The sequence below is a fragment of the Amycolatopsis sp. NPDC104775 genome, assembly GCF_055583325.1.
In genome coordinates this window covers 119,234-139,886 of record NZ_JBVJOE010000011.1, presented here as the reverse complement: position 1 = coordinate 139,886, position 20,653 = coordinate 119,234, and the positions used below count along the sequence as shown (strand labels likewise).

Here is a 20,653-nt window from a genome sequence, read left to right as displayed (position 1 = left end):
GCACGGTTCTCGCCGTGCTCACCACGCACAAGCTGTTCTCAGCCGCGCAGCATCTCCGCGACCAGGAAGGCCAGCTCCAGCGACTGCTGGGTGTTGAGCCGGGGGTCGCACGCGGTCTCGTAGCGGCCGGAGAGGTCAACATCGGAGATTTCCTGTGCCCCGCCGAGGCATTCGGTGACGTCCTCGCCGGTCAGTTCGACGTGGATGCCGCCGGGGTAGGTGCCGAGCTTGCGGTGCACCTCGAAGAAGCCCTGCACCTCGTCGACGATGCGGTCGAAGTGCCGGGTCTTGTAGCCGGTGGACGATTCGTGCGTGTTGCCGTGCATCGGGTCGCACTGCCAGATGACCTTGTGCCCGGACGCTTCGACCTTCTCCACGATCGCCGGCAGCACCTCGCGGACCTTGCCGTTGCCCATCCGGGAGATCAGCGTCAGCCGGCCCGGCTCGCTGCGCGGGTCGAGCCGTTCGACGTACTCCAGCGCCTGCTCGGGCGTGGTCGTCGGGCCGATCTTGAGCCCGATCGGGTTCGCCAGCAGTTCGGCGAACGCGATGTGCGCGCCGTCCAGCTGCCGGGTGCGCTCGCCGATCCACAGGAAGTGCGAGGACAGGTTGTACAGCTTCGGGTTCGCCGCGTCCGCCTGGTCCAGCCGCAGCATCGCGCGCTCGTAGTCGAGCAGCAGCGCCTCGTGGCTGGCGAAGATCTCGGTGTACTGCAGGGAGGTGTCGGTGACGCCGCAGGCGTTCATGAACCGCAGGCCGCGGTCGATCTCGGCGGCGAGCGCCTCGTACCGCTCGCCCGCGGGCGAGGAGGACACGAAGTCCTTGTTCCAGTCGTGCACCTGGTGCAGGTCGGCCATGCCGGCCCCGGTGAGCGCGCGGACCAGGTTCATCGCCGCGCCGGCGTTCGCGTAGGCGCGGATCATCCGGCCCGGGTCCGGCACCCGCAGCTCCGGCTTGGCGACGAGCGAGTTGATGATGTCGCCGCGGTAGACCGGCAGCCCGAGCGCGTCGGTGCCGGACGAGCGCGGCTTCGCGTACTGGCCCGCGATCCGGCCGACCTTCACCACCGGAAGGCTGGCCCCGTAGGTGAGCACGACGGCCATCTGCAGCAGGGTGCGCAGATTCGCCCGGATGTGCGGTTCGGTGTTGGACTCGAACGTTTCCGCGCAGTCGCCGCCCTGCAGCAGGAACGCCTCCCCTCGGGCCACCATGGCGAGCCGGTTCTTCAACCGGTCGATCTCGGCGGGCACGGTGATCGGCGGCACGCTCTCCAGCACGCCGCGCACCCGCTTGGCCAGCGCGACGTCCGGCCACTCCGGCTGCTGCGCGGCGGGCAGCGACAAGGCGTTGTCGAGGCGGTCCCGCAGCTCAGGAGGCAACGGCGGCAGCTCGGGGAGAGTGTCTACGGGAACGTCGACTGTCCAGTTCACGCGTCTCAGGATAGGGTCTGCCGCCTTTGCCCGGACCGGTGGGCGGCGAGGGTCACGCGTCCGGGTCTTCTTGGCGGTAGAGGGCGCCGAATCGGTCGGCTACGTCCAGGAGACCTGCGAGTTCCTCCGTATCAAGGACTGGGACGATGACGGACCAGTGGTCGAGGCTGACCGCTTCGGCGAGGATGCGGCGGCGTTCGTCCGGCGGGGCCGCGGCGGAGACCTCGACCAGGAGGCGGGCGCGGTCCTGCGGGGGCTCGACGAGGCGGGCTTGGGCCAGTGCCCGGGGCAGGTCGTGTTTGGCGAGTTCCGGGAGGAGCGCCAGGGTGAGCCGTTCGCGTTCCGGACCGTCTTCGACGCTCTCGAGGACGGCCTCGGCCTGGTCGAGATGTCCCGCCGCGGTCAGCTCCCGGACCAGAATCCGCCGTGCGTGTCCCGTATCGCGTTCATGCAGGTATCCGCACAGCTCGATGGCCGCGGCGGCCTCTCCTCGTGCCGCCAGGTCCGCCATCGCGTCCTCGATCGCCAAGCCGAGGGTGGCCGGCTCCGGACTGGCGGCCACCAGCTCGAGGACCTCAGCGGGTTCGCCTACGGCGGCCAGCATGACGATGGCCGAGCGCGAGTCGTTCCAGGCGAACTGCGGGTCCCGGGGCGGCTCCTTCACCCGGCCCCGCACGTACTCCGCGAGCCGCGCCAGCGCCGCGTGGTCGCCTGCCGAGCGAAGCCGGCGGGCGAGCAGGGTCACCGGCTCGCGCATCGACGTCCAGAAATCGATGCCGCAGATCAGCTTCTCGGCGATCCTCGGATCTCCCTTTTCGGCGAGAAGGTTCGCCAGCGAAACGATTTCCTTCAACGCCTGCCAGTCCGAGCGCACCAGTGGGGCGAGCAGCTCGGCCCGGCGCACGTCACCGGCCGCGACGACGGTGGTGCTGAGCGCGCCGATCGCCGCCGCCGCACGCGGGTCGTTCGCCGGACGGCGGGTCATCGCTTCCGCCTGCTCGGCTGCCTGGCGCGCGCGGGCGCGATCCCCCGCGACCAGCAGAGCGTCCGCGAGCAGCACGAACTGACGCGCATCGTCTTGCAGTTCGAAGGCCGACCGGCGGGTGGAGAGGTAGCGGGCGGTCCACTGGAAAGCCTGGTCGATCTCCCCCGCGGCCACGAGTGCCCGGACGAACCGGGTCGTCGCCTCGCGCCGGACGAAGGAGTTGGTCAGCGAATCCAGCACCGGGGGAATGTCGGCCAGCCTGCCCGTACCAGCCAGGTAATCGACGAGGACTGGCACGAATCTGTGCTCGCGGTCCGTCTCGCCGAACCTCGCGCCGACAGCTCCGGCCGGGTCGTCCGACGCCGCGAGTTCGGCGGTGAGGTCGAGGTGGAACAGCACCCCGGCCGCACCGTGCTCCTGCGCGAAGGCACGCGCCCGGTCGGTCTCGCCGTGGCGGACGAGCTGCTGCGCTATCTCGGCGAAGGTTTCGAAGCGGCGCAGTTCGTGCGTGATGGCGCCAGCCAGCTCGGCCGCCGCGTCCAGGTCGCCGACAGCCAGCAGCGCCAATTCACGAAGCGTCCGGTCCCGGAGAGCTTCCCGGGAAATCTCCCCGGCCAGCTGCCCGGCCCTGGCGAAATCCAGCTCGCGGACGGCAGCGGTCACCGCGGCGATCCGCTGGCGCCGATCCGCGCTGACCCGGTCGGCGATCCGCGCGGCCGCTTCGTGCTTGCCGCGGCGCACCAAAGTCACGGCGGTTTTCGCGAGCACGGCGTCGCGCAGGTCCGGGCTGTGCTCGTCCTCGGCCAGCTGCTCGGCTCACTCAGACTGTCCATTGTGGACCAGCTCTTCGGCCAGTTCGAGCAGCGCTCGCGTGCGCGACCCGGGATCGGTCATGGACTGGGCCAGCGCCACCGCGTGGTCGAACTGCCCCAGCGCGGCCCACACCGCGGGCAAGCGCACCGGCGTGATCTTGTTGCGGTCGCGGAAGTTGTCCCGGTACGTGTCGAGCGTGATCAGCCGGACGAGGTCGGGTTCGGCGGACGCGAGCAGCGCCGCGCGGGCAGCGTCCAGCTCCCCCATCGCGGCCAGGTCGCCGCCGGAGACGTCGAGCAGGCGTTCGTGCCGGGCCGGGTCTCCGGCCAGGTCGACGAGAGCCGCCACGTCGCCGCTTTCCTGGACCAGCCGGAAATAGCCGCGCAGCAAAAACTGCGGAGTGCCCGGCGGCCAGCCGGCCGACTGGTACCCGGCAGCCCATTCGTCGATCGCCGCGCGGTACCGGGCCAGTTCGTCGCCGAGCGCTTCGACGGCCTCGCGGTGCAGATTTTCGTGCCCCAGCAGGAAAACCGCCGGGGCCTCGCGGGGCCGCCAATGCGCCGGACGACGGGTGAAGGAACGGCTCGCCACACTGTTCAGCACTCGTTCGACGTCACGCGGGCGCCGCCGAGTCAACTGCGCCAGGTCGTCGCTGCTGAGTCCGCCGCGGGCTGCGACCAGGAAGCCCAGCAGGTCCTCTTGGTCTTGGAGCAGTGCGTCGAGTTCGCGCTCCATGTCGGCCTTCGCCGCGACGGCTGCGGGTGACGGAGCCAGAGAACGCTCGATGCCAGGCGCACGCAAGGGATGGTCACCGCGCACATCAGGCGGCACGTCCGGGTTGAGACGGCTCGCGACGATCACGCGGAGGCCGTTTTCCGGGAACGGCAGCAGCGCGGCGATGCTGTGCCCGCCGGAGCTTGCGCCGCGGTCCTCGTCCAGACCGTCCACGACCAGTACCAAGCGCTCGCCGCGGTTTCGGCAGTGCGCGGCGGCTTCGGCGAAGACCGCGTTGAGGTTCCGTGCTTCCGTATCCTTCGCCGCGCCGAGGACTTCGGCCAATTGCTCCTGGACGACGTCCACGAACGCCTCACGCGTGTCGTCGCCGAGCGAGCGCGCCGTGACGAAAAAGGACACCACCCGCACCCCGTCGGGCGGTGAGAGGACGAATGAGGCCATTAAGGCTGACTTGCCCGTCCAGGGAGCCGCGCGCCACCAGACGTACGCGGGTGCGCCGTCCGGCGCGGTGCAGAACCGGGCGAGTCCGGCCAGCTCCGCCTCGCGCCCGACGAGGCGTTCCGGGGCTACCTGGCGCACCCATTGCCGGTAGCGGGACTGGGCGGGCGGAGCACCGGCGTAGGTGACCGAATCGGCGTGGCCGATCTGCACGACCTTGCCCGTGACCGGGCCAAGGACCTGGTTCGTGATCCGCTCGTCGCCCATCGGGAACCCCCTCCGACGGTTCAGCTTCCCACGAACCGTGTCGGCCCGGTCACATCGGCTCGAAGTTGACACCGGTGTCAGCGCATAGCGTCGGTTTCGAACCGACCGGGCCGCGAGAGAGGTACCTGATGAGCATTGCCTTGGGATATCGGGCGTTCGGCGCGGCCGACGTCCAGGAGTTCTTCGAACGGCCGGATCCGGCGCCCGGTCCTGCCGAGGTTCTCGTCCGCGTCGCGGCTGCGGGCGTGAATCCGCTCGATCACCTGCTGCGGTCCGGGCACGTCCCCGACCTGAACGGGCACCTGCCCTTTCCCCAGGTCATCGGGATGGAAGCGGCGGGAACGGTGCTCGCGGTGGGCGAAGACGTCACCGGGCTCGGCATCGGCGACCGGGTCACCGGGTTCGCACTGACCGGGGCGGGCACCTACGCGGAAACGACGCTCCTGCTCGGCGAGTCCACCGCTCGCATCCCGGACGCTCTGCCGTGGACCTGGGCGGCCACCATCCCCGTCGCGGGCACCACCGCACTGGACGTGCTCGATCAGCTCGACCTGCCGGAAGGCGCGTCACTGCTGGTGAACGGGATCGGCGGAGGTGTCGGCAGCGCGCTGGCCCAGCTCGCGCGGCACCGGGGGCTTGTCGTGACGGGCACGGGCAGCACGGCCAAACGGGAACTCGCGACGAAGTACGGCGCGGCGTTCGTCGACTACACGGTGGACAGCGTGGCGGGCCGGTTCGACGCTGTGGTCGACACCGTCGGCGGCGAATCCCTGCGCGCTGTCGCCCCGCTGGCGGAGAAGCTCGTCGCGGTCGGGGACCCGTCGGTGACCGAACTCGGTGGCGTATCCGTCCGGCGTCGGCTCGATCGGGCGAGTCTGGAGCGGGTCGCCGAGTTGATGGCCGAGGGGCGGCTCGATCCGCACATCACCGGGATCTATCCGCTGTCCCGGGCGCAGGAAGCGCTGGCGCTGGTCGAATCCCGGCACGCCACGGGCAAGCTAGTGCTCGATCTGAGCCTTTAGCACGAACCGCGCTCGCCCTGCCGGTAGCGGGTATTCGCGTCGATCAGCCCGTCCAGAGCGTCGCGGGCATCGGCGAGCCGGGCGATGTCAGCGGTGAGCCGGTCGCGTTCGGACACCATCGTGGTGAAGGCGTCCTCGATGACGCCCGCGTCGTCGCTGTGCACGCACGGCAGCAACCGGGCGATCACCTTGCTGTTCAAGCCCGCGCCGAACAACCGGCGGATCAGCTCGACCCGCTCTACCTCGGTCGCCAGGTAATGCCGCTGCCCGCCCGCGGACCGCGTGCTCCGCACCAGGCCTTGCTGCTCGTAGTACCGCAGCGAGCGGGCGCTGACGCCGGTCTTCCGGGCTAGTTCGCCGATCCGCACGCTGCCAGCTTAAAGAAAACGGGCCCCGGCGCGCCGTTGCGCCGGGGCCCGAGCCAGAGGGGCGATCACACCACCGCGAGCGGCAACGCGGTCGGGTGCACGGGAGCGGGAAGGTCCGACGCGCCGGTAAGGAACGTGTCCACCGCGGCCGCGACCGAACGGCCTTCCGCGATGGCCCACACCACCAGCGACGCGCCGCGGTGGGCGTCGCCGCAGACGAAGACGCCGGGGGTTTCCGTTTGCCAGTCCGCACCGCACGACAGGGTGCCGCGGCGGGTCAGCGTCAGGTCGAGGCCTTCCAGCAGCGGCATTTCCTCGACGCCTTCGAAGCCGATCGCCAGCAGGACCAGGTCCGCGGGCAGCGTTTCGACCTTCTCGTTGACCGGGATGACCTCGCGGCGGCCGGTTTCCGGATCCTTCTGCACGCGGACTTCCTGCAGTTCCACGGCTTTGACGTGGCCGTTGCCGTCGTCGACGAACCGCTTCACCGCCACCGCGAACTTCCGCTCGCCCGCTTCCTCGTGCGCCGGGTAGGTGCGCAGGATGTAGGGCCAGGTCGGCCACGGCGACCGTTCGTCGTCGCGGACCTGCGGCGGCGTCGGGTACTGGTCGAGCTGGGTGACCGACAGCGCGCCTTGGCGGGTCGCGGTGCCGTAGGAGTCCGCGCCGGTGTCGCCGCCGCCGATGATCACGACGTGCTTGCCGTTCGCGTCGACCGGAGACGGGCCGTCGCCCTCCACGAACTTGTTGGCGGGCACCAAGTGTTCCATCGCCAGGTGGATCCCGTCCAGCGAACGGCCCGGCGTGGTGCGGTCGTCCCGGCCGCGCAGCGCGCCGACAGCGAGCACCACCGCGTCGTACTGCGCGCGCAGGTCTTCCACCGACAGGTCGACGCCGACCTCGCAGCCGGTGACGAACTTCGTGCCCTCCTTGCGCAGCTGCGCCAGGCGCCGGTCGAGGACCTTCTTCTCCATTTTGAACTCGGGAATGCCGTACCGCAGCAGGCCGCCGAGCCGGTCGTCCCGTTCGAACACGGTGACCTCGTGGCCCGCGCGAGTCAGCTGCTGCGCCGCGGCCAGCCCGGCGGGACCGGAGCCGACGACGGCCACCTTGCGGCCCGAGGACACCTCGGACACCTGCGGCTGCACGTATCCGGCTTCCCACGACTGCGCCGCGATCGTCTCCTCGACGCGCTTGATCGCCACCGGCCCGCCGGACAGCGGCGAGATCGACAGCACGCAGCCCGCCTCGCACGGCGCGGGGCACAGTTTCCCGGTGAATTCCGGGAAGTTGTTGGTGGCGTGCAAGCGATCGCTGGCCGCGGCCCAGTCGCCGCGGCGGACGAGATCGTTCCATTCCGGGATCAGATTGCCCAGCGGACAGCCGGAACCGCCGGAATGGCAGAACGGGATGCCGCAGTCCATGCACCGCGAGGCCTGCGTGCGCACCTGCTCGTTGCGCTCCTCCGGCGGGACGTCCGCGTAGACCTCGCCCCACGAGGAAAGCCGTTCCTCGTAAGACTTCTTCTTCGGCTCTTGCCGTTCGTGCTTGAGAAAACCGGTGGGGTCAGCCACGAGCCGCCTCCATGATCGCTTCATCGACGTCTCGGCCGGCCGCACGGGCCGCCTTCGCCGCATCGAGAACCCGCTGGTAGTCGCGCGGCATCACTTTGGTGAACGCCGCCGAGCGCCGGGTCCAGTCGCCCAGGAGCGACGCCGCCACGGCAGAGCGGGTGAGGTCGTGGTGCCGCTGCACGATCTGCTTGAGCCAGGCCAGATCCTCCGGAGCGGGCGGAAGCAGGTCCACCATCTCCCGGTTGACCTTCGCCGGGTCCAGATCGAGCACGAACGCGCTGCCGCCGGACATCCCGGCCGCCAGGTTCCGCCCGGTCGGGCCGAGCACCACCGCGCGGCCGCCGGTCATGTACTCGAAAGCGTGGTCCCCCACGCCCTCGGCCACGACCGTCGCGCCGGAGTTGCGGACGCAGAACCGCTCGCCGACCTGGCCGCGCAGGAACAGCTCGCCGGACGTCGCGCCGTAGGCCAGCGTGTTGCCCGCGATCGTCTGCTGTTCGGCGGCGAAGCTCGCCTCCGGATGCGGGCGGACCACGATCCGGCCGCCGGACAGTCCCTTGCCGACGTAGTCGTTGGCGTCGCCGACCATTTCCAGCGTGATGCCGCGCGGCAGGAACGCGCCGAGCGACTGCCCGGCCGAACCGGTGAGCCGCACGTGGATCGTGTCGTCCGGCAGGCCCTCGCCGCCGTAGCGGCGGGTGATCTCCGAACCCAGCAAGGTGCCGACGGTGCGGTTCACGTTGCGCACCGGCAGTTCCAGGCGCACCGGATGCGCGTCCTCCAGCGCCGCCTCGGCGAGCTGGATGAGCGTGCGGTCGAGTGCGTGCGCCAGACCGTGGTCCTGCTCGCGCACGCGCCGCTTCGCCCCGCCGTACGGCGTCTCCGCGGGCATGTCGAAGACCGGGCGGAGGTCGAGCCCGGAGGCCTTCCAGTGCTGCACGGCCTCGTCGGTGTCGAGCATCTCGGCGTGCCCGATCGCCTCGTCGAGCGTGCGGAATCCCAGCTGTGCCAGGGTTTCCCGCACTTCTTCGGCGACGAACTCGAAGTACCGCACCACGTGGTCGGCCTGCCCGGTGTAGCGCTTGCGCAACTCCGGGCTCTGCGTGGCGACGCCGACCGGGCACGTGTCCAGGTGGCAGACGCGCATCATGATGCAGCCAGCGACCACCAGCGGGGCCGTCGCGAATCCGTATTCCTCGGCGCCGAGCAGCGCCGCGATCACGACGTCGCGGCCGGTCTTCATCGCACCGTCCACCTGCACCGTGATCCGGTCGCGCAAACCGTTGAGCAGCAACGTCTGCTGCGTTTCGGCGAGCCCGATCTCCCACGGCGTCCCGGCGTGCTTGAGCGAGTTCATCGGCGACGCGCCGGTGCCGCCGTCGTGCCCGGAAATCAGCACGACGTCCGCGTGCGCCTTGGACACGCCCGCCGCGACCGTGCCGACGCCCAGCGAGGACACCAGCTTCACGTGGATGCGGGCCTTCTCGTTGGCGTTCTTGAGGTCGTGGATCAGCTGCGCCAGGTCCTCAATGGAGTAGATGTCGTGGTGCGGCGGCGGGGAAATCAGCCCGACACCCGGCGTCGAATGCCGCGTGCGCGCGATCCACGGGTACACCTTGTTCGGCGGCAGCTGCCCGCCCTCGCCCGGCTTCGCGCCCTGGGCCATCTTGATCTGGATGTCGTCGGCGTTGACGAGATACTCGCTCGTGACGCCGAACCGGCCCGAAGCGACCTGTTTGATCGCGCTGCGCCGCTGCGGGTCGTACAGCCGTTCCGGGTCCTCGCCGCCCTCGCCGGTATTCGACCGGCCGCCGATGCGGTTCATCGCGATGGCGAGGGTTTCGTGCGCCTCGGCCGAAATCGAGCCGTACGACATCGCCCCGGTGTTGAACCGGCGCAGGATCGCCGACGCGGGCTCGACCTCGTCCAGCGGGATCGGCTCGCGCGCGCCTTCGCGGAACTTGAACAGCCCGCGCAGCGTGCCGCCCTCGCGGTAGAGCCGGTGCACCTCTTCGGTGTACTTGCGGTACACCTCGTCGCGGCCGGTCTTCGACGCGTGCTGCAGCAGGAACACCGTCTCCGGCGTGAACAGGTGCAGCTCGCCCTCGCGGCGGTAGGCGTACTCGCCGCCGGTGTCGAGTCCGCGGTGGACGCGGTCGGTCGGGTTGTCCGGGTACGCCCGGCGGTGCCGCACCGCGACCTCTTCGGCGAGCACGTCCAGCCCGACGCCGCCGAGCTTCGACGACGTCCCGGTGAAGTACTCGTCGAGCAGTTCCTGGCTCAGGCCAAGGGATTCGAACACCTGTGCCGCGGTGTACGCGCCGACCGTCGAGATGCCCATTTTGGACATGATCTTCAAGACGCCCTTGACGAGCGCCTGCACGTAGCTGCGGATCGCCTTCGCCGGTTCAATGCCGGTGATCGCGCCCTGGCTGATCATGTCTTCGATGGTTTCGAAGGCCAGATACGGGTTCACCGCCGCCGCACCGTAGCCCAGCAGCAGCGCGATGTGGTGCACCTCGCGGGCGTCGCCGGTTTCCACGACCAGCGCGACGCGCAGCCGTTCCTTGGTGCGCACCAGATGGTGGTGCACCGCGGAAACCAGCAGCAGCGATGGGATCGGCGCCATCCGGTGGTCGGAATCGCGATCGGACAGCACCAGTGTGCGCGCGCCCGCCGCGATCGCCTCGGACGCGTCGCGCCGCACCCGCTCGATCGCCGCCGCCAGCGCTTTCGCGCCACCGTCCACTTCGTACAGTCCGGAAAGGACACTGCACGCGAAACCGGGCAGATCGCCGTCGTCGTTGATGTGGATGAGCTTGGCCAGCTCGTCGTTGTCGATCACCGGGTACGGCAGGTTCAGGTGTCGGCACGAGGCGGGCCCGGGGGCGAGCAAGTTGCGCTCCGGCCCCATGATCCGGCTCATCGACGTGACCAGCTCCTCGCGGATCGCGTCCAGCGGCGGGTTGGTCACCTGCGCGAAGTTCTGCTTGAAATAGTCGTAGAGCAGCCGGGACCGCTTGGACAGCACGGCGACCGGGGTGTCCGACCCCATCGACCCGATCGGCTCGGCCCCGTTGGCGGCCATCGGCGCGAGCAGGATCTTCAGTTCTTCTTCGGTGTAGCCGAAAGCGAGCTGGCGGCGCAGCACCGAATCGTGGCTCTGCACCACGTGGTCGCGGTCGGGCAGGTCGGCGATCTTGAGCAGCCCGGCGTGCAGCCAGTCGCTGTAGGCCTGCTTGCCCGCCAGCGCGGACTTGACCTCTTCGTCGTCCACGATCCGGCCCGCGGCGGTGTCCACGAGGAACATCCGGCCCGGCTGCAGCCGTCCCTTCGCGACCACGTTTTCCGGTGCCACGTCAAGGACTCCGGCCTCGCTGGCCAGCACCACGCGGTCGTCGGCGGTGCGCCACCAGCGCGCCGGGCGCAGGCCGTTGCGGTCGAGCACCGCGCCGACGAGCGTGCCGTCGGTGAACGTGACGCACGCCGGGCCGTCCCACGGCTCCATCAGGCTCGCGTGGAACTGGTAGAAAGCCCGCCGCTGCGGATCCATCGAGGTGTGGTTCTCCCACGCCTCCGGGATCATCATCAGCACCGCGTGCGGCAGCGAACGGCCCGCGAGATGCAGCAGCTCCAGCACCTCGTCGAAGGACGCCGAGTCCGACGCGTCGGCCGAGCAGATCGGGTACAGCCGCGAGAGATCGCCCGGGAGCAGATCGGATTCGAGCAGCGCTTCGCGGGCGCGCATGCGGTTGCGGTTGCCGCGGATGGTGTTGATCTCGCCGTTGTGCGCCACGAACCGGAACGGGTGCGCGAGCGGCCACGACGGGAAAGTGTTGGTGGAGAACCGGGAGTGCACGAGCGCGATCGCGCTGGTGAGCCGGGAGTCGCGCAGATCGGGGAAGAACCGCGGCAGCTGCTCGGGCGTGAGCATGCCTTTGTAGACGATCGTGCGCGCGGACAGCGACGGGAAGTACGTGCCGCAGCCGGAAGCGAGGCTTTCGTGCTCGACGCGCTTGCGCAGGCAGAACGCCAGCCGGTCCAGCTCCAGGCCGGTTTCGCCGTGCGGGGACGACACGAACAGCATCGCGAACCGCGGCATCACCGAACGCGCGGTGGGGCCGATCTCCGCGCCGTCGGTGTCCACCGGGACCTCGCGCCAGCCAAGGACGGTGAGCCCTTCTTCGGCCGCGATCCGTTCGGTGAGCCCGGTCGCCTTGCGGCGCTGCTCGTCGTCGGCGGGCAGGAACGCGATCCCGGCGGCGTACGCGCCGCTGGCGGGCAACGGGAAACCCGCCTCGGCGCGGAGCAGTTCGTCGGGCAGCTGCAGCAGAATGCCGGCGCCGTCGCCGCTCGTCGGCTCGGCTCCCGCGGCGCCGCGGTGGTCGAGATTCGTGAGCGCGGCGAGACCGTCGGTGACGATGCCGTGCGTGCGGCGGCCCTGGACGTCGGCGACCATGGCGACGCCGCAGGAATCCTGCTCGGTGTCCGGGTCGTACAGACCCTGCTTGCCGGGGATGGCGGAGAAGATCATGGAAAAGGGACCTCCTTCGTCGTTTCGTGCGGTGGCCGGCGAACCGGCCGCGGGGAGCGCACGGGACGACGATGGCCCGCTTGTTAGCGCGACTTTAACACCTGGGAAACACCCCAGCAGCGCCTCGGAGCTCCCCGAACGGGGAAGAACGGTAACGATCCGGCAGCGCGGAACGACATAGTTCCGGATGGGTTCCCAATGCTTCGGTCAGCGAAGCATAAGCCCCGGAGCGGCCCGGCGCACCCCTCGCGTGACGAAGTCGATGCGCCCGCTTCGTCCCCTTCGCCCGATCTTCCCAGGTAATCGCACAAATTTCCGGGAACCGCCGACGCTCGGTGATCGTCGGTTGCCATAGTGTTCGGCAACCGAATAGCTCACGGGGAGGGCGGTTTCTTTCATGTCCGGCATAGAAGTCGACGTCGAGACGATGAACCAGTACGCCGAGGTGCTCGACAGCCTCCACGAGAAGATCAGCAAGATCAACGACTACATGCGCTCCACCGCGTGCGACACGTCCGGGTTCACCGGGCTGTTCGTGGTGCTGCAGCCGGTGGTGCAGCTGGTCGCGAACCTCTACGGCGGGACTCTCGACTTCGGGCACTCGCGGCTGACCTCGCTGTCCGACGGGGTCAAGCAGGCGGCGCAGGCCTACGCGCACCACGACGCGAATTCCGCGCAGCTGCTCCAGAAGTTCATCGCCGAATTCGACGGCATCGACTCCGGTCGCGGCGCGGCCTGATGCGCGTCCGCACGGCACAGTTCTGACAAGGGGGAGAAGACATGGCACGGCACGGCGGAGGACACGGCGGCGGCCACAGCGGCGGCCACTCCGGGGGAACGGGAACGACGCATCCGCCGTCCCGTCCGGGCGGAAACCAGCCGCATCCCGGCAATCAGCCGCACCCGGGGAACCAGCCGCATCCGGGGAACCAGCCGCCTCCGGGCGGCCAGCACCCCGGCAACCAGCCGCCGGGCGGTCAGCAGCCCGGCCATCCGGGCGGGAATCAGCATCCCGGCACCGGCGGGGACGGCCGCCGTCCGTCCGGCGGAGGCGACCAGACGCATCCGAGCGGCACCGGGGGAAACTCCGGCGACGACAACGGCACCGGCAGGCACCGCGGCCAGGGCAACGACAACGGCCAGTCCAATGACGACGGCAACGGCCGGGACGGGCGCGACGGGCGGGATGGCCGGGATGGTCGCGACGGCCGCGATGGACGGGATGGTCGCGACGGCCGGGACGGCGGCGAGGAAGGCGGCGACGGGCGGGGCCGCGACCGCGGCAACGAGGGCGGCGACGAAGGCGGCGGCCGGGGCGGCGACGAGGGCGGCTCCGGCAGCGAAGGCGGCGACGGGGGCGGAGAAGGCGGCACCGGCAGCGAAGGCGGCGGCAACGGCGGGGAAGGCGGCACCGGAGGTTCGGGCGGCGAGCCCGGCGGGGTCCCCAGCGGCACCGGCGACTTCGACCGCGGCGATTCGATCGTCGAACTGCTGCAGCCGCCGGAGGACACCTCCGGCGAGGACGTCCAAGCGCTGGTGAAGGACGCCGGCGTCGAGGTGATGGCCGTCGAGTGGGTGTATCAGAAGTTCACCGGCACCACGCTCACCCAGCAGTTCATCGAACCGCTCACCGGCGATTTCTCGAAGATGTCGGCCGACGCCGAGGCGTGGCGCAACATCTCCGAGGCGATGAAGGCCTTCTCCGAGGTGATGGTCGCCAACGAGAAGACCGTCAGCGAGTCCTGGCACGGCATGGCTTCCTTGGAGCACAAGGCTTACGTGCAGGCCGGCTGGCGGGCCGGGCTCGCCGCCGAGGCCGGGATCGCGTCGCTGATCGCCAAGGGCTTCGACTTGCTGTCGGACACGTCGAAGAAGCTCGCGGCCAAGGCGCTCGACCTGCTCAAGAGCCTGATCGACCGGCTGCTGGTGATGGCCGCCGAGGCGTGCGTCCCGATCGCGGGCTGGATCGCCGACGCGATCACCGCGCTGTCCGAGCTGCTGCCGCTGATCAACGCCCTGATCTCGATCATCGACATGATCAAGGACATCATCACGCGGGTCCAGGACATCTGGAACTCGATCAAGGACATCGGGTCGCAGCTGCAGAAGATCAAGGACGTCGGCAGCATCGGCGATCTCGTCGACATCGGGAAGAGCATCGGCGGCGACATCGGCGACATCAAGGACAACGCCAAGGGCATCGGCCAGGACGCCAAGGACGCGGTCGAGGCGGGCAAGGAAGGCGTCAAGGGCGCGCGCGAGGCGCACGAGGAAAACCGGCGCTCGCGCGAATCCGGCGACGGCGAGGGCGGCGACCACACCTCCGGCGACGAGGGCAGCCGCGGCCACCGCTCCGGCGAGGAGGGCGACCGGTCGCCGGGCTCGGGCGAACGCGGGTCGAACCAGCGGTCCGAACCGGACGGCCCGCAGCACCAGCCCCCGCAGAACCAGCAGAACCACCAGCCTCCGCAGCAGCCGAGCCACCCGCCCGCGCAGCCGAACCACCCGCCCGCGAACCATCCGCCGTCCCATCCGCCGCGTCGCTCGGCGAGCGGCCGGATCCACGGCCGCATCGACTAAGGAGGAACTGCCGAGATGTCCCACCCCGCGACCGCGGACGATTCGTGGAAGACGCCGGAGCTGCGGGAGGCCGAGGCCGCGCTCGACCGGACCGTCCGCAAGTCCCAGCAGCTGCTGAAAGACCTGGAGAAGATCAAGCTCCGCCCGCTGCCCAAAACCGACACTCCGGAACGGATCGAGGCGATCAAGCGCGCCGCCTCGCGTCCGGACGCTCCCGCGCAGCTGCGGCTGATCAAGCGGAAGGTCGACGCGGGCGAGTTCTCCTGGGAGGACGTCGCCGCGGGCCGGGCCTTCGCCGACCCCGACGTCCGCGCACTGGCCGAGGAGAAGCTCGGCGAGGCCAAGGACATCCTCGAGGAACTGGAGGAAGGCCAGAGCCCCGAGGAAATCCTCGAGGCGCGCACCGGCGGCGCCGGGAACCCGTTGTCGGACACTGGCCGCGCGACCTATCCGGACGTGCCGGACAAGCCCGCCGGATTCTCCGCGGCGGACCCGCTGGCGAGCAGCTCCCAGCCGAGGCCGCCCGCCCCGCCCGCCCCGGAGCCGGACGAGTACTCGAACGACAATCCGCTCGCCGACCGGACGCCGCCTCCCCCGCCGGCTCCGCCGCGCGAGGAACCGCCCGCTCCGCCGACGACTCCCGCCCCGCCCCGGCATCGCGCGCCGGAACCGGAGCCGGAGGACGATTTCGCCGATCCCCTCGCCGACCGGGGCGACCGGCCGAAACGGTCCGCGCCCCAGCCGCCGCCCTCGTCCGGCCGCCGCTCCCGGCGCCAGGACTCCGGCGACGACGACGATTACTTCGGCGGCTCGTTCCTCGGCTGAACCCAGTCCGTGAGGGGAACCCTGATTCCCCTCACGGACCTCAGCCGACCGGCACGAATGAGGCCCTCGCCCAACCCGGGCGAGGGCCTCATTTCGGCGTTGTGCCTAAGACTTCTCGGACTTGCCGTTCTCCCCGGCGGAGGATCCGGCGTCCACGGTGTCCGCGGGCTCGTCGTTCTTCTCCGCCGCTTCGTCCGAAGTGGACTCGACAACGGCGTCGCCCTCGTCTCCCTTGCTGCGCAACGTCTCCGGGGCCTCGCGCGGACCGCGTTTGGCCGCGAGGACGAAGTACGCCATCGCGCCGATGAACAGCAGGATCGACACCCACACGTTGACCCGCAGGCCGAGAATGTGGTTGGCGTGGTCGGTGCGCAGCAGTTCGGTCCCGCAGCGGCCGACGGTGTAGCCCGCGACGTACAGCGCGAACGCGCGGCCGTGGCCGAGCTTGAACTTGCGGTCCGCCCACACCACGACCAGCGCGATGAGCAGGTTCCAGATCAGCTCGTACAGGAACGTCGGGTGCACCGGGCTCTCCGGCAGCGGGATGTGCCCGGTCGCGACGCCGCCGAGGGCGTCCGGGGCGCCGGTGGCCGGGTCGAAGCGCTGGTAGATCTCCAGGCCCCACGGCAGGTCGGTGTGCCCGCCGTAGAGCTCCTGGTTGAAATAGTTGCCGAGCCGCCCGATCGCCTGCGCGACGATGATGCCGGGCGCGATCGCGTCGGCCATCGCGGGCAGCGGAATCCCGCGGCGGCGGCAGGCGATCAGCGCGCCGACCGCGCCGAGCGCGACCGCGCCCCAGATGCCGAGTCCGCCGTCCCAGATGGCGAAGGCGTTCCAGGGGTTCTTGCCCTCGGTGAAGTACAGCTCCGGGTCGGTGATGACGTGGTAGAGCCGACCGCCGACCAGGCCGAACGGCACCGCGAACACCGCGACGTCGAGCACCGTGCCCTTCGTGCCGCCCCGCGCCTCCCAGCGCCGCTCGCCCCACCAGATCGCGACGATGATGCCGGCGATGATGCAGAGCGCGTACGCCCGGATCGGGATCGGGCCCAGGTGCCAGACGCCTTGGTCGGGGCTCGGGATCGTGGCCAGGAATGCTGCGGAGTACACGCGGCCACCGTAGCGCGTCGGGCGCCGGTCGTGGTCCCGGTGCCGTCGAACCCTTAGTCAAGACCCGGTCACAGCCCGGTCACGGCCGCCGCCCGGCTACCCCGGGTACTCCAGGTCGGAGGCCGCGGCCAGGTATCCGGCGAGCAGCGCGTCGGCGACCTGGCCGACCGCGCTGTCCTCGGGCAGGAACGTTTCGCCGTGCAGGCTGGGCGCGCCCGCGGTCTCGCCGAGGCCGACGAAGAGCATCAGGCCGCGGATGCCGTCGCCGCAGTAATGCGCGAAATCGTCCGCGCCGAAAGACCGGAAATCGACATCGACATCGGCGCCGCCGCGTTCGAGCCAGATCCGCGCGGCGGCGGCCAGCGCCGGGTCGTTGACGAGGACGGGTTCGCACGGGCTGATCCGGAGTTCGGCGGTGCAGCCGTAGGCGCGGGCGGTGGCGTGCACGATCTCGTCGAGCGCCTCCAGCGCGCGTTCGCGGTCGCTCGCGCGCATCAGCCGCAGCGAACCGAACGCGGACGCGGAGTTCGGCACGACGTTCGCCGCCGTGCCCGCGCTCAGCCGGCCGATCGTGCAGACCGCGCCGTGCATCGGGTCGATCCGGCGGCTCGCGACCTGCTGCAAGCTCACCACCAGTTGGCTCAGTGCCAGCACCGGGTCGCGCAGCAGGTGCGGATATCCGGCGTGCCCGCCCTGGCCGTGCAGGACGACCTCGAACTCGTCGGTGGACGCGTTCACCGGCCCAGGCGCGGCCGAGACGACGCCGTAGGGCAGCCGCGGCTGGACGTGGGCGCCGATCACGGTGTCGATGCCGCGCTCTTCCAGAATGCCCGATTCGACCAGGTCGAGCGCTCCGGACGGGGAGGTTTCCTCTCGCGGCTGCAGGATCGCGAACAGCGGGCGAGGGAGTTCGACGCGCCGTGCTGCCCGGCAAACCGCGGTCAGCGCGGCTAGGTGCACATCGTGGCCGCAGGCGTGCATCAGGCCGGTCTTCGCCGCCCAGGCCACGTCGGTGCGCTCGATTACCGGCAGCGCGTCCAGTTCGGCGCGCAAGGCTACGGCTGGGCCAGGGTGTGGCGCGGAGATCTCGATCAGCCGCCCGGTTTTCGCGACCCGCTCGCCCTCGCCCAGCGCGGCGGCCACGATCCGCGCGGTGTCGTCCTCGTCGCCGGACGCGCGCGGGTCGACGTGAATCCGGTGCCGCAGTTCGACCGCCGCGGGCAGTTCCTCGGCCAGTGCCGCCCGCCAGGCCTCGGCCAGGTCGTTCATGTCCGCTCCAGCTGGTAGATCCGGGCCGCGTTCTCGTGCCCGGCCAGCCGAGCCAGCCGGATCGCGTCCACTTCGGACAGTGCGTCGGCGGCGAGCGCGGTGCGCAGGAAGTCGGACAGTCCTTGCCGGAACAGCGCGGTGCCCAGGTGGTACAGCTCGGCGAGGCCGAAGGCGTCGGTGGAGAACAGCAGCTTTCCGAACGGAGCCAGCTCCAGCGTCTCGGCCAGGATCGCGGGTGCGCGGAAGCCCGCGTTGTGCGTGATGAGACCGACGTCGGCGAAGACGTGCTCGAAGACCTGCGCCAGGTAGGCGGCGTTGCGGTGGAACGGGTAGTTGTGCAGCAGCAGGATCGGGACGCCCAGGTCACGGGTCGCGCGCAGCAAACCGGTGAGCCGCAAGGGATCGCACCGGTGGAGGTCGACGTCGGAATCGCCGTAGCCGACGTGGAACTGCACGGGCAGCCGTCGATCGAGGCCCGCCCAGATCAGGTGGCGGTGCAGCACCTCGTCGGCCAGCCGGAGCTCCTCGCCCGCCTCGATCCGGGCCAGCCAGCGCCCGGCGGCGGCTTCGACCTCGGCCGGAGCCGGACGTTCGCCGGACAGCTCCAGCCCGACCCGGTAGGCCGCGATCGACTTCACGCCCACCGCGTGAGCCGTGCGGCGGTCGAGTTCGGCCGCGAAGTCCTCGGCGAAACCGGCGGCGGTGGTGCCGCGGATGACGTCTTCGGCGACCTGTTCCAGCCGGACGATGTCGTGCGCGCGGGCGTTGGCCAACTCGGCGAATGTGCTCGTGTCCGTGAGGGCCTCGGGCAGAAAACCGCCGTCCAGCAAGTAATCCGTGCTGCCGGTGCCGCGAAGAAACCGCCGGTTGACTTCTTCTGCGCCCAGTTCTTTACGGCGCGCGAGATAGTCGTCGGCCGGGGCGTGCTTCGGCAGGTCGAGGATCGGCGCGCAGCGTTCGCGCACGGCGAGACCGATCAGCGAATCGAACAGCGATGTCCCGAGCGGCGACACGGTGTCCGCCTCGGTGAGCATCCGCTCGAACCCGTCGCGGTCGACGTCGCCCGTGCGGAGGCCGTGGCAGTGGTGGTCGACCAACGGCAGGTCCGCGACGAAATCCAGCAGTCCGGTCATGTGTCCCCTTCAGCGAGCCTCTCCCCCACCCTACGGGCGAACCCCGGCGCCGAGGCCACCACGACGACAGCCAGCACGAGAACCCCGCCCGCCACCACCGGAAACCACCGCGCCGGGCCGTCGGATGGATAGGGAACGACGTTGACGTACACGGTGTAGCCAAGCAGGACCAGCGCGGCGAGCGGGAACGCCAAATGCCACCACGGCACTCGCATCCGCCGCCGTACGAACAACAGCAGGATCGCGCCCAGCGTGGTGAGCAAGTAGATGACCAACAGGATCAAGGTTCCGATGGATCCCGCCCAGGCGAAGGTGTCGTCCGCGGTCGCGCCGAAAAACACCGCGCACACCAAGATGATCAGCACCGCGGCGAGCGCGACCACGGTCACGGCCACGGCTGGGGTGCCCTTGGCGGAGATCCGGCCGATGCCGCGTCCGCCGAACGCGTCGCGGCCGAGGGCGAACAGCAGCCGCGAGCCGCCGACAACGCAGGCTAGGCAGCAGCCGAACGCGCTGATCGCGGCACCGGCACTGATGACGTCACCGACCCACGGGCCGACGAAGCGGCTGCCGAGATCACCCAGCAGCGACGGGGAATTGTGGAACGCGGTGGCGTCGCCGCCGAAGGCCATCATCTCGACGGCGGTCACGAGCACGAAGTAGGCGCCGCCGAAGATGGCGGTGCCGAGGATCGCGCGCGGGATGTTGCGGCGCGGGTCGCGGGTTTCCTCGCCGAGCGTCGCGGCGGCCTCGAAACCGGCGAACGACAAAAAGCCGAACACCGCGCCGAGGAAGATGCCGGAGACTCCGGTGTCCGGCACGAAAACCTGGAGGGTGAACCGGCCGCTGGGAGCGTCGCCCGCGATCAGCCGGACCAGGATGACCACAGTGACCAGCAAGATGAGCGCGATGGTCGCGCCCTCGACGGCGAGCAATGTGCTGGTGCCGCGGCGAGCCGGCGCGACCGCGAGCAGCCAGCTGCCGATCAATGCCACCGCGGTCAGCACGAACGGCCCCCACGACGGCGGGTGCGGCCAGATCCCGACCTGCGTCAGAAACGCCGTGCCCAGCACGCCCGCGGCGGAACTGGTGACCACGGCGTAGAAGGTGTACGTGCCGAGCAGCCCGATGCCGGACACGACGCCCGCGCGAGGACCGAGAGTCGCGCCGACGAACGCGTAGACCGACCCGGCGTGCTGGTAGTGGCGGCAAAGCTGGACAAAGCCGTACGCGACCAGCAGCACGCCTGCCGCCGAAAGGAGGAAGGCCAGCGGCACCGCTCGTCCGGCGGCCGTGGCTGTTTGCTGTGGATTGATGTTCGCCGCCATGCTGGGGGCCATGAGCGCGACGGACAGCCCGACGGCCTGCCAGACTGACAAGGTGGGCCGTAATTCGGGACGCTCACCGGACACGGATGCGCTCCTTTCCCCGCGAAGTACACAGTGAACCTCCAGGGCGGCGCGGGCAGCGAGCGCCGACCGGCTGAACCTTTCGTCCCAGCGCTGAAGGAGCGAACCTTGCCGTCCACCCCTTCGAACCTCGACCGCGACCGGCTCGCTGAACTCGGCGC

Annotated in this window: 14 protein-coding genes; 4 read left to right on the top strand and 10 right to left on the bottom strand. The window is 70.3% G+C overall.

Annotated features, from left to right (window positions below; translation table 11 throughout):
* Nucleotides 1-38: 38 nt before the first annotated feature.
* The 3 genes from ACZ63D_RS36515 to ACZ63D_RS36505 form a co-directional block, all read right to left on the bottom strand.
* On the bottom strand, nucleotides 39-1,430 hold the full coding sequence (locus ACZ63D_RS36515) for a class II 3-deoxy-7-phosphoheptulonate synthase (RefSeq protein WP_465358890.1): 1,392 nt from the start codon (nucleotides 1,428-1,430) through the stop codon (nucleotides 39-41).
* Between the two features lie 52 nt (nucleotides 1,431-1,482).
* Entirely contained in the window at nucleotides 1,483-3,165 is a 1,683-nt protein-coding gene (locus ACZ63D_RS36510) for a hypothetical protein (protein WP_465358889.1), read from the bottom strand.
* A 66-nt stretch (nucleotides 3,166-3,231) separates the two neighbouring features.
* Entirely contained in the window at nucleotides 3,232-4,668 is a 1,437-nt protein-coding gene (locus tag ACZ63D_RS36505; RefSeq protein WP_465358888.1) for an ATP-binding protein, read from the bottom strand.
* A gap of 128 nt (nucleotides 4,669-4,796) precedes the next feature.
* Here ACZ63D_RS36505 and ACZ63D_RS36500 point away from each other — a divergent pair, with 128 nt between their 5' ends.
* Nucleotides 4,797-5,690, top strand: coding sequence for an NADP-dependent oxidoreductase (locus ACZ63D_RS36500; RefSeq protein WP_465358887.1), 894 nt, complete (start codon nucleotides 4,797-4,799; stop codon nucleotides 5,688-5,690).
* Here ACZ63D_RS36500 and ACZ63D_RS36495 read toward each other — a convergent pair.
* The 3 genes from ACZ63D_RS36495 to gltB form a co-directional block, all read right to left on the bottom strand.
* Nucleotides 5,687-6,058, bottom strand: a complete 372-nt coding sequence (locus ACZ63D_RS36495) for a MerR family transcriptional regulator (protein WP_465358886.1) — start codon at nucleotides 6,056-6,058, stop codon at nucleotides 5,687-5,689. The genes ACZ63D_RS36500 and ACZ63D_RS36495 overlap by 4 nt on opposite strands.
* A gap of 65 nt (nucleotides 6,059-6,123) precedes the next feature.
* Nucleotides 6,124-7,632 (bottom strand): glutamate synthase subunit beta, encoded by a 1,509-nt coding sequence (locus ACZ63D_RS36490; RefSeq protein ID WP_465358885.1) that lies wholly within the window; start codon nucleotides 7,630-7,632, stop codon nucleotides 6,124-6,126.
* Nucleotides 7,625-12,166 (bottom strand): glutamate synthase large subunit, encoded by a 4,542-nt coding sequence (gene gltB, locus ACZ63D_RS36485; protein ID WP_465358884.1) that lies wholly within the window; start codon nucleotides 12,164-12,166, stop codon nucleotides 7,625-7,627. Before gltB ends, ACZ63D_RS36490 begins: the two co-directional genes overlap by 8 nt.
* Before the next feature lie 397 nt (nucleotides 12,167-12,563).
* On the opposite strand from gltB, the gene ACZ63D_RS36480 reads away from it, so the two are divergent.
* Genes ACZ63D_RS36480 through ACZ63D_RS36470 form a run of 3 tightly spaced genes read left to right on the top strand, consistent with a single transcriptional unit; the run spans nucleotide 12,564 to nucleotide 15,571 of the window.
* Nucleotides 12,564-12,905 (top strand): hypothetical protein, encoded by a 342-nt coding sequence (locus ACZ63D_RS36480; protein ID WP_465358883.1) that lies wholly within the window; start codon nucleotides 12,564-12,566, stop codon nucleotides 12,903-12,905.
* A gap of 41 nt (nucleotides 12,906-12,946) precedes the next feature.
* A complete protein-coding gene (locus tag ACZ63D_RS36475; protein WP_465358882.1) occupies nucleotides 12,947-14,746 on the top strand; it encodes a hypothetical protein in 1,800 nt (599 codons plus the stop codon).
* Between the two features lie 15 nt (nucleotides 14,747-14,761).
* Nucleotides 14,762-15,571 carry a hypothetical protein gene (locus tag ACZ63D_RS36470; RefSeq protein ID WP_465358881.1) on the top strand — a complete coding sequence of 270 codons (810 nt, stop codon included), beginning with the start codon at nucleotides 14,762-14,764 and terminating at the stop codon, nucleotides 15,569-15,571.
* Between the two features lie 105 nt (nucleotides 15,572-15,676).
* Here ACZ63D_RS36470 and lgt read toward each other — a convergent pair whose 3' ends face one another.
* The 4 genes from lgt to ACZ63D_RS36450 all read right to left on the bottom strand — a co-directional run bounded on the left by lgt (nucleotide 15,677) and on the right by ACZ63D_RS36450 (nucleotide 20,495).
* Nucleotides 15,677-16,681, bottom strand: a complete 1,005-nt coding sequence (gene lgt, locus ACZ63D_RS36465; RefSeq protein ID WP_465358880.1) for a prolipoprotein diacylglyceryl transferase — start codon at nucleotides 16,679-16,681, stop codon at nucleotides 15,677-15,679.
* Between the two features lie 96 nt (nucleotides 16,682-16,777).
* Nucleotides 16,778-17,950: a M20 metallopeptidase family protein gene (locus ACZ63D_RS36460; protein ID WP_465358879.1), complete on the bottom strand. Its 1,173-nt coding sequence runs from the start codon at nucleotides 17,948-17,950 to the stop codon at nucleotides 16,778-16,780.
* The gene (locus ACZ63D_RS36455) at nucleotides 17,947-19,083 is read right to left on the bottom strand and encodes an amidohydrolase family protein (protein WP_465358878.1); all 1,137 of its coding nucleotides are present in this window, start codon (nucleotides 19,081-19,083) and stop codon (nucleotides 17,947-17,949) included. Before ACZ63D_RS36455 ends, ACZ63D_RS36460 begins: the two co-directional genes overlap by 4 nt.
* On the bottom strand, nucleotides 19,080-20,495 hold the full coding sequence (locus tag ACZ63D_RS36450; protein ID WP_465358877.1) for an APC family permease: 1,416 nt from the start codon (nucleotides 20,493-20,495) through the stop codon (nucleotides 19,080-19,082). Before ACZ63D_RS36450 ends, ACZ63D_RS36455 begins: the two co-directional genes overlap by 4 nt.
* Nucleotides 20,496-20,653 lie beyond the last annotated feature (158 nt).

What these genes read in the sequence shown, in the direction of transcription:
- ACZ63D_RS36505 (WP_465358888.1), bottom strand. Translation starts at nt 4,668, where the DNA reads ATGGGCGACGAGCGGATCACGAACCAGGTCCTTGGCCCGGTCACGGGC.
- ACZ63D_RS36500 (WP_465358887.1), top strand. Translation starts at nt 4,797, where the DNA reads ATGAGCATTGCCTTGGGATATCGGGCGTTCGGCGCGGCCGACGTCCAG.
- ACZ63D_RS36480 (WP_465358883.1), top strand. Translation starts at nt 12,564, where the DNA reads ATGTCCGGCATAGAAGTCGACGTCGAGACGATGAACCAGTACGCCGAG.
- ACZ63D_RS36470 (WP_465358881.1), top strand. Translation starts at nt 14,762, where the DNA reads ATGTCCCACCCCGCGACCGCGGACGATTCGTGGAAGACGCCGGAGCTG.
- gltB (WP_465358884.1), bottom strand. Translation starts at nt 12,166, where the DNA reads ATGATCTTCTCCGCCATCCCCGGCAAGCAGGGTCTGTACGACCCGGAC.
- ACZ63D_RS36460 (WP_465358879.1), bottom strand. Translation starts at nt 17,950, where the DNA reads ATGAACGACCTGGCCGAGGCCTGGCGGGCGGCACTGGCCGAGGAACTG.
- ACZ63D_RS36455 (WP_465358878.1), bottom strand. Translation starts at nt 19,083, where the DNA reads ATGACCGGACTGCTGGATTTCGTCGCGGACCTGCCGTTGGTCGACCAC.
- ACZ63D_RS36475 (WP_465358882.1), top strand. Translation starts at nt 12,947, where the DNA reads ATGGCACGGCACGGCGGAGGACACGGCGGCGGCCACAGCGGCGGCCAC.